This is a genomic window from Cetobacterium sp. (assembly GCF_048470075.1).
GTDB lineage: Bacteria > Fusobacteriota > Fusobacteriia > Fusobacteriales > Fusobacteriaceae > Cetobacterium_A.
On sequence record NZ_DBGBQB010000346.1, the window covers coordinates 1 to 5968 of the forward strand.

The window sequence follows — 5968 nt, forward strand, 5'->3', positions numbered from 1 at the left end:
GTCTATCTCTTCTATTGTTAACCATAAGGTATTTTTTTCTATTCCATAGATCTTCACTTTCAAAACTTTTTAAAATTTTTTCACTGGAGTCAGGATCATTTGCTGCTAAAAGATTTATAAAGCTTATTTTTCTTCCACAAGAGTTTAAAAATTTTAACTCTTTCAAAACTCCAGAATCTCTTTTATACCCTTTCATTCCTCTTAATGCTGTAGCTCTATCTACCCCTAAACACTCACAAACTTTTAAGGCCACAGCCACATTTTCCATAAAATCTATCTCTTTATACTCCTCTTTTAACTCATCCATTAATAAAACCTTGGTTAATTTTATTCTGGCACTCTCTTTTATTATCTCTAAATTTCTTACTTCTCCAGTCACTAAAACTCCATTTTTAGGTATCGTATTACACAATGAGTCCGCAATTTTTTCTAAACTATTTCCCATTTCATCTAAATGATCATACCTAACATTGGTTATTACACCTATATCCGCTTTTATAATCATTTCCTCTGATATTTTTTGAAACTCTGGCTTTACAGCCATGCACTCTAAAATCAATACATCTGTTCCACACTTTGCAGCTTTTTTTATAGTTTTTATCTGCTCTCTAATATTCGCTTTACCTCTTCTTTTTATATCTTTTTCTTGATTATCAATATCTATATATCTCGGTTCTGTTCCTGTAACCTTAGTGAATACTCTTCTTCTTCCATCTCTCAACCCTGCATCAATAAGTCTGGAAACTGTCGATTTACCCCTTATACCATTTACATGGATAACTATATCTATTTTTCTTCTAGCTTTTTCCAAAGATATTTTTTCATAGATTAATTTTATAAAAAATATAACTATTAAGGCAAAAACAACAGCTTCCATAACTCACCTCTTAATTTGATATTACCTCTTTTAAATACCTTCCTATCCCATTTTCCCTTATATCTGAAACCGTTGGAACATTTTTTACTATAACCTCCTTACTTGGCTCATCCTCACTCATGACTTTAATTAATTCCAATGCTGTTCCCATATGTCTTGAAACTCTCTCATTTAAAGGGTGTCCATTTTCGTCAAAAGGTACAAATAGACGTCCCAACTTCTGCGCTTTTACATATGTAGGATCTACACCTTTTATAACTAATGCTTCATTGGTTTTTCCTCTTAATCTACCCTGTGAAGGATTTGCTGTCTCAGCTAATAGTGCATATGTATCTGTAAAATCTCCAAGCTCTCTATGAGTCAGTCCTCTTAAATTGTGAGGTGAAGGCTCAAGTCCAATTTGTATCCCCTCTAGTTCCAGCCCTATAACTGCATTGGAAGCCAATCCCATTGCATGTTCATGAGCCACAATTGCATTTATAACTGGATATTCTGGAGATGCCTCATGTAAATCTAATGTCATATCTATTTTTTCATTTTTTATTAATTGAACTATACCATATGCCGCTTTTTCTGTTGGAGTTCCATCAGGTCTTCCAGGGTAAGCTCTATTTAGATTTCTAGTTTCATTTCCTGATAACTGTTGTCCAGAACTTGCATGAATATATACATCTGGATCAGGCCATTGATCTAATGGATTCGTTGCACGTGAACCATACCTAAACTCTCTCTCTCCATTTTTCGTTTTTATCTTAAATCTTTGTGGAGATGCCTCTTGAGGATCATTATGACTTATACCACTATTATTCGCTCTTGGAATTATAAAGAGATTTCCCTTATCAATCTTTGCATTTTCAATTAGAAGAACTGTTGTTATAAGAGCCGCAGGTTCATTTGCATGAGTTCCACCTAAAATCAATACATTTCCTCCTGCTTCTTTTCCCTTTAAAACATAGACTTCTGTATCCATATTTGTCCCCTTTATCCCTGAAAAATATTCGCTTAACATCTTCACTTCTGATACTCCCTCTCCCTTTACAATAGGTTCAGGCTCTCTCATCTTTTTAAACTCTTTTCCTGCCATAAAAGCTATCAGTAAAGAACAAGCTAAAAGTATAGCTCCAGTAATTTTATCTCCTTTCATATAACAATCTCCTTTTTATTTTATCATTAGCAATCTCAGTACTAGAGGGATTATAACTAATGCTGCATTTAATTGATTAAAAAATATCTTATCTTCAAATAGATTCAATAAAACCATAATCAATATATATAGTGCTATTCCTAAATAAATAAACATCATTTTTCATCACTCTCCCTCTAATATATTATTGAAGCTATCTCTTTGGAACAAATTATAAATAAAATAGAGTAAATTACAATTATTAATGCTGGAACGATAGCTTTTTTTAAAACTGCTGAATAATCTTTTAAACCAACCACTTGTGCAGCAAATATACCCGCTAGAGCTGTTGGCGGCATTAAATCTCCAAGCCCAGCTATAAATGAGATTGATGATGCCGTTATTATTTGATTCTGTGCTAAAAACACCATTAAAAATGGTACTCCTAAAACTGAGGCTGCTCCAAAAGATGATACTGCCCCAAAGAGTGGAATTGTTATTACCATAGCTAAATATATCATTGCCGGTGGTAAACTCAAACTATTTACAACTACAAACCCTCTAACTCCAGTAAGTGTCATAACTTGAATAAACATCCCAACTCCCATTAAAATTCCAAGAACTGGTAAAGTCTCCTTTATAGCTTCCTTTGAAACAGATATGAAGTTTATTTTTTTTCCACAGAATAATCCAACTAAAGCACTTATTAAAAATATTAAAGGCATTCCTAAATTAAATACTGTTGGAATAACCTTTCCTAAAACCATCAAAACAACACCTATAATTATTGGCAGATATAGTTTCCATCCATACTTTTCTATATCCTCTAAATTTATCTTAGCTTTTATCTCTTCATAATCAATTTTGTTTACATATCTTAACCCTAAATAGAGCACTGTAAAAATAGCCACAGGAATTGTCAATAGAAGAAGTGGTATTGTAAATCCCACATATGGCATATCTATTCCTCCACCGATTATCATGGCTGGTACATTTACGGGAGGTGCAATCATCCCTAATATTCCACCTATTGCAATAATTGTTGCCGTTTCAACAATTGGTATTCCCACTAGCATAAGTATTGGTGCCACTATACTTCCAGCAGTTAGAACTGCCGCCGTTGAGGATCCTGTTATCATACCTGGAAACATGCTCACAACCATTAAAAAAATTAGTAATATCCATGGTGTAGAGTGAAATTTTTTTAATATTGATGCACTTAAAGCATTTAGTGTCCCAATCTCTTGGATAGTTTTCATAAAAATCATAGCTGTTGCTATCACAAGAATAGTATCAAGGTATCCAAACATTCCTTCAACTAGATGTCTTATTGGAATACCATTACCACTTATTAAAGTTCCAGCTATGGCTGATAAAACCATAGCTATACTAACTGGCAACTTCAATTTAAAACATGAGAATATAAAAACTATTATCATTCCTATAAATATTATTAATTCTAGTGACACTCTCTCCTCCTTTGAATAAAAGCTGCTAAAAAAATTAGCAGCTTTTTAACTTAATATTTAAAAAATCTCTTTAAGAGGTTCCACTGCTCCGCTTATTTTAGGAACTAAAATCAAAGGTATACCCTTCTCTTCAGAAACCTTCGTAAATAATTGATCTTTATTTCCATCTTCAACCACGATTAAATAATCACACTCTCCCACTGTTGCATTTACAAATTTATCAGATAACTCACCTCTTCTTTGCTCTCCCCCTACATGTAATCCAACTATCTTTACGCCACTATCTTTAGCAGCTTTTAATAACTCCTCAGCTCTTGCCAACTCATCTTCAACCTTTATTCCAGCTGCCCCAAGCCCCTTTGAACTTCCACCTATTGCTATTATAATTGTTTTATCCTCTCCTAAATTATCTGCGGTAATACTCTTGTCTAAAGTTGCTTCAATTCCAGCTTTTTTTAATAGTACACTCACCATTTGTACATCAGCACTTTGCCCCACTGAAGTTAATAATACGGGTTTCTCAAATTTTTCTCCAAAAACCAGTACTCCTAAAATAAAAAATATCATCGTTGTAAAAATTTTTTTCATCTATATATCCTCCTTAGTTTAAATACCAACTGCTTTTCCATCTCTTCTTGGGTCTGCCCCACCTTCTAAAGTACCATCATTTTTATATAGTACCCCCTGAACTGAACCCATTCCTCTATCCCATTCTGATGTCCCATTCACTTTATGCCCCAATGCTTCTAATCCCGCTATAGTTTCTTGGGATATTCTTGTTTCAACATTAATTTTATTAGAAGTGTTATCATACATTCTTGGAGTGTCTATAGCTTCCTGCATTCCCATTCCATGATCCACAACTCTACTTATTACCTGAGATACTGTACTTATAATTTTTGTAGCACCTGGTGACCCCAGTACCATAAATGGTTCTCCATTCTTTAAGACAATTGTTGGAGACATTGAACTAAGTGGTGTTTTCCCTGGGGCTACAGAGTTAGGATGTCCCTCTCCAGTAACAAAATCGTCCATCTCATTGTTTAAAACAAATCCATAACCCTCTGCAACTACTCCATTTCCAAAAAGTCCATTCACAGTTTTTGTAACTGAAACCATGTTTCCATTTTTATCTGCTATAGAGTAGTGAGTTGTATCATCTGATTCATATTGCCATGGGTCATGTGCTACACTTTCCTGTGATTTAGACATATCAATTTTTTTAGATAGATCCTTGGCATATTTTTTAGATGTTAGTCCTTTTAAAGGTACTGGAATATAGTCTGTATCTCCCATATACTTCGCTCTATCAGCAAATGACAGCTTAAACGCTTCAGAGAAAAGATGTAAATACTCTGGCGAGTTCACTTTCATATCACTCACATTGAAATTTTCTAAAATATTTAATATTTGTACAACTATCGCTCCTCCTGAACTTGGTGCAGGAGAGGATATAATCTCATACCCTCTATAGTTTCCTACAACAGGTTTTCTAATTCTAGGTTCATAGTTCGCTAAATCCTCCATTGTAAATACTCCACCATACTTATTTAAAGTTTTTACAATTGCCTCAGCCACCTCTCCTTTATAAAATCCATCTTTTCCATTTTTTATTATTAAATTCAATGTTTTAGCCATATCCTCATTCTTAAAAGTATCACCTATTTCATATGGAAAACCATCAGATGTCAAAAAAGTTTTTCCAAATTCAGGATATTTGACCATTAAATCATATGTAGTTTTCATATCTCCTGATAGTGTCGGTGTTACTACAAAACCATTTTTTGCTAAATCTGCAGCTGGTCTAATGACATCCTCTCTAGACATAGTTCCATATTTCTCTAAAGCATACAGTAATCCTGCTACCTCTCCTGGAACTCCAGCCGCCTTTCCACCCTCTAGCTTTTCATTGTTAATTACCTTACCATCCTTATCTAGTACCCACATCTTTGGTGTTGAATTTTTAGGAGCTCTCTCTCTAAAATCAATAAATACTGTTTCACCTGTTTTTGCAATTCTTATTAGCATAAACCCTCCTCCACCTAATCCAGATGAATTTGGCTCTGCTACTCCCAGTGCAAATCCTGCTGCTACTGCTGCATCAATTGCATTCCCTCCCTTTTTCAAAATATTCATTCCTATCTCACTAGCTTCATACTTTCCTGTGGAAACTACTCCTACCTTTCCCTCTGCACCCCTATCGGTTCTAATCATCTCTCCATTTTTATCAAATGGTTTAAAATCAGCTTTTAGAATACCAAAAGAGCAAAACATTATTGCCACCGCTCCTAATAAATAGCTTTTTTTCATAATTCACTCCCCTTTCATTTCTATGGTTATACTCTATATAGTATCCTAATGTAAATAAAACAACCTTTTTTCTCATTTTTCTTATTTTTCTCACAAAATAAGATAAACCCAAACTGTTATGTCTTAATAACAATTTGGGTTTATATCTCTCATTTTATTCTATACTCTTTTTTGGGTCTCCCTATCTTT

Annotated in this window: 6 protein-coding genes; all 6 read right to left on the reverse strand. The window is 33.9% G+C overall.

The window, feature by feature from the left end; genetic code table 11:
* Positions 1 to 877 (reverse strand): poly-gamma-glutamate synthase PgsB (gene pgsB / locus ACMOUI_RS12020; RefSeq protein WP_418965932.1); only part of this gene is annotated, 877 nt, incomplete at its 3' end.
* Positions 878 to 887: 10 nt separating this feature from the next.
* A complete protein-coding gene (locus ACMOUI_RS12025) occupies positions 888 to 2021 on the reverse strand; it encodes a succinylglutamate desuccinylase (RefSeq protein ID WP_418965933.1) in 1134 nt (377 codons plus the stop codon).
* 15 nt (positions 2022 to 2036) lie between these two features.
* The gene (locus ACMOUI_RS12030; RefSeq protein WP_418965934.1) at positions 2037 to 2180 is read right to left on the reverse strand and encodes a hypothetical protein; all 144 of its coding nucleotides are present in this window, start codon (positions 2178 to 2180) and stop codon (positions 2037 to 2039) included.
* Positions 2181 to 2197: 17 nt separating this feature from the next.
* Entirely contained in the window at positions 2198 to 3469 is a 1272-nt protein-coding gene (locus tag ACMOUI_RS12035; RefSeq protein WP_418965935.1) for a TRAP transporter large permease subunit, read from the reverse strand.
* Between the two features lie 57 nt (positions 3470 to 3526).
* A complete protein-coding gene (locus ACMOUI_RS12040; RefSeq protein ID WP_418965936.1) occupies positions 3527 to 4057 on the reverse strand; it encodes a DUF6305 family protein in 531 nt (176 codons plus the stop codon).
* A gap of 18 nt (positions 4058 to 4075) precedes the next feature.
* The gene (gene ggt, locus ACMOUI_RS12045; RefSeq protein WP_418965937.1) at positions 4076 to 5779 is read right to left on the reverse strand and encodes a gamma-glutamyltransferase; all 1704 of its coding nucleotides are present in this window, start codon (positions 5777 to 5779) and stop codon (positions 4076 to 4078) included.
* Positions 5780 to 5968: the final 189 nt, after the last annotated feature.

Excerpts from the sequence above, each read along its gene's own strand:
- ACMOUI_RS12040 (WP_418965936.1), bottom strand. The coding sequence starts at position 4,057 with ATGAAAAAAATTTTTACAACGATGATATTTTTTATTTTAGGAGTACTG.
- ACMOUI_RS12025 (WP_418965933.1), bottom strand. The coding sequence starts at position 2,021 with ATGAAAGGAGATAAAATTACTGGAGCTATACTTTTAGCTTGTTCTTTA.
- ggt (WP_418965937.1), bottom strand. The coding sequence starts at position 5,779 with ATGAAAAAAAGCTATTTATTAGGAGCGGTGGCAATAATGTTTTGCTCT.
- ACMOUI_RS12030 (WP_418965934.1), bottom strand. The coding sequence starts at position 2,180 with ATGATGTTTATTTATTTAGGAATAGCACTATATATATTGATTATGGTT.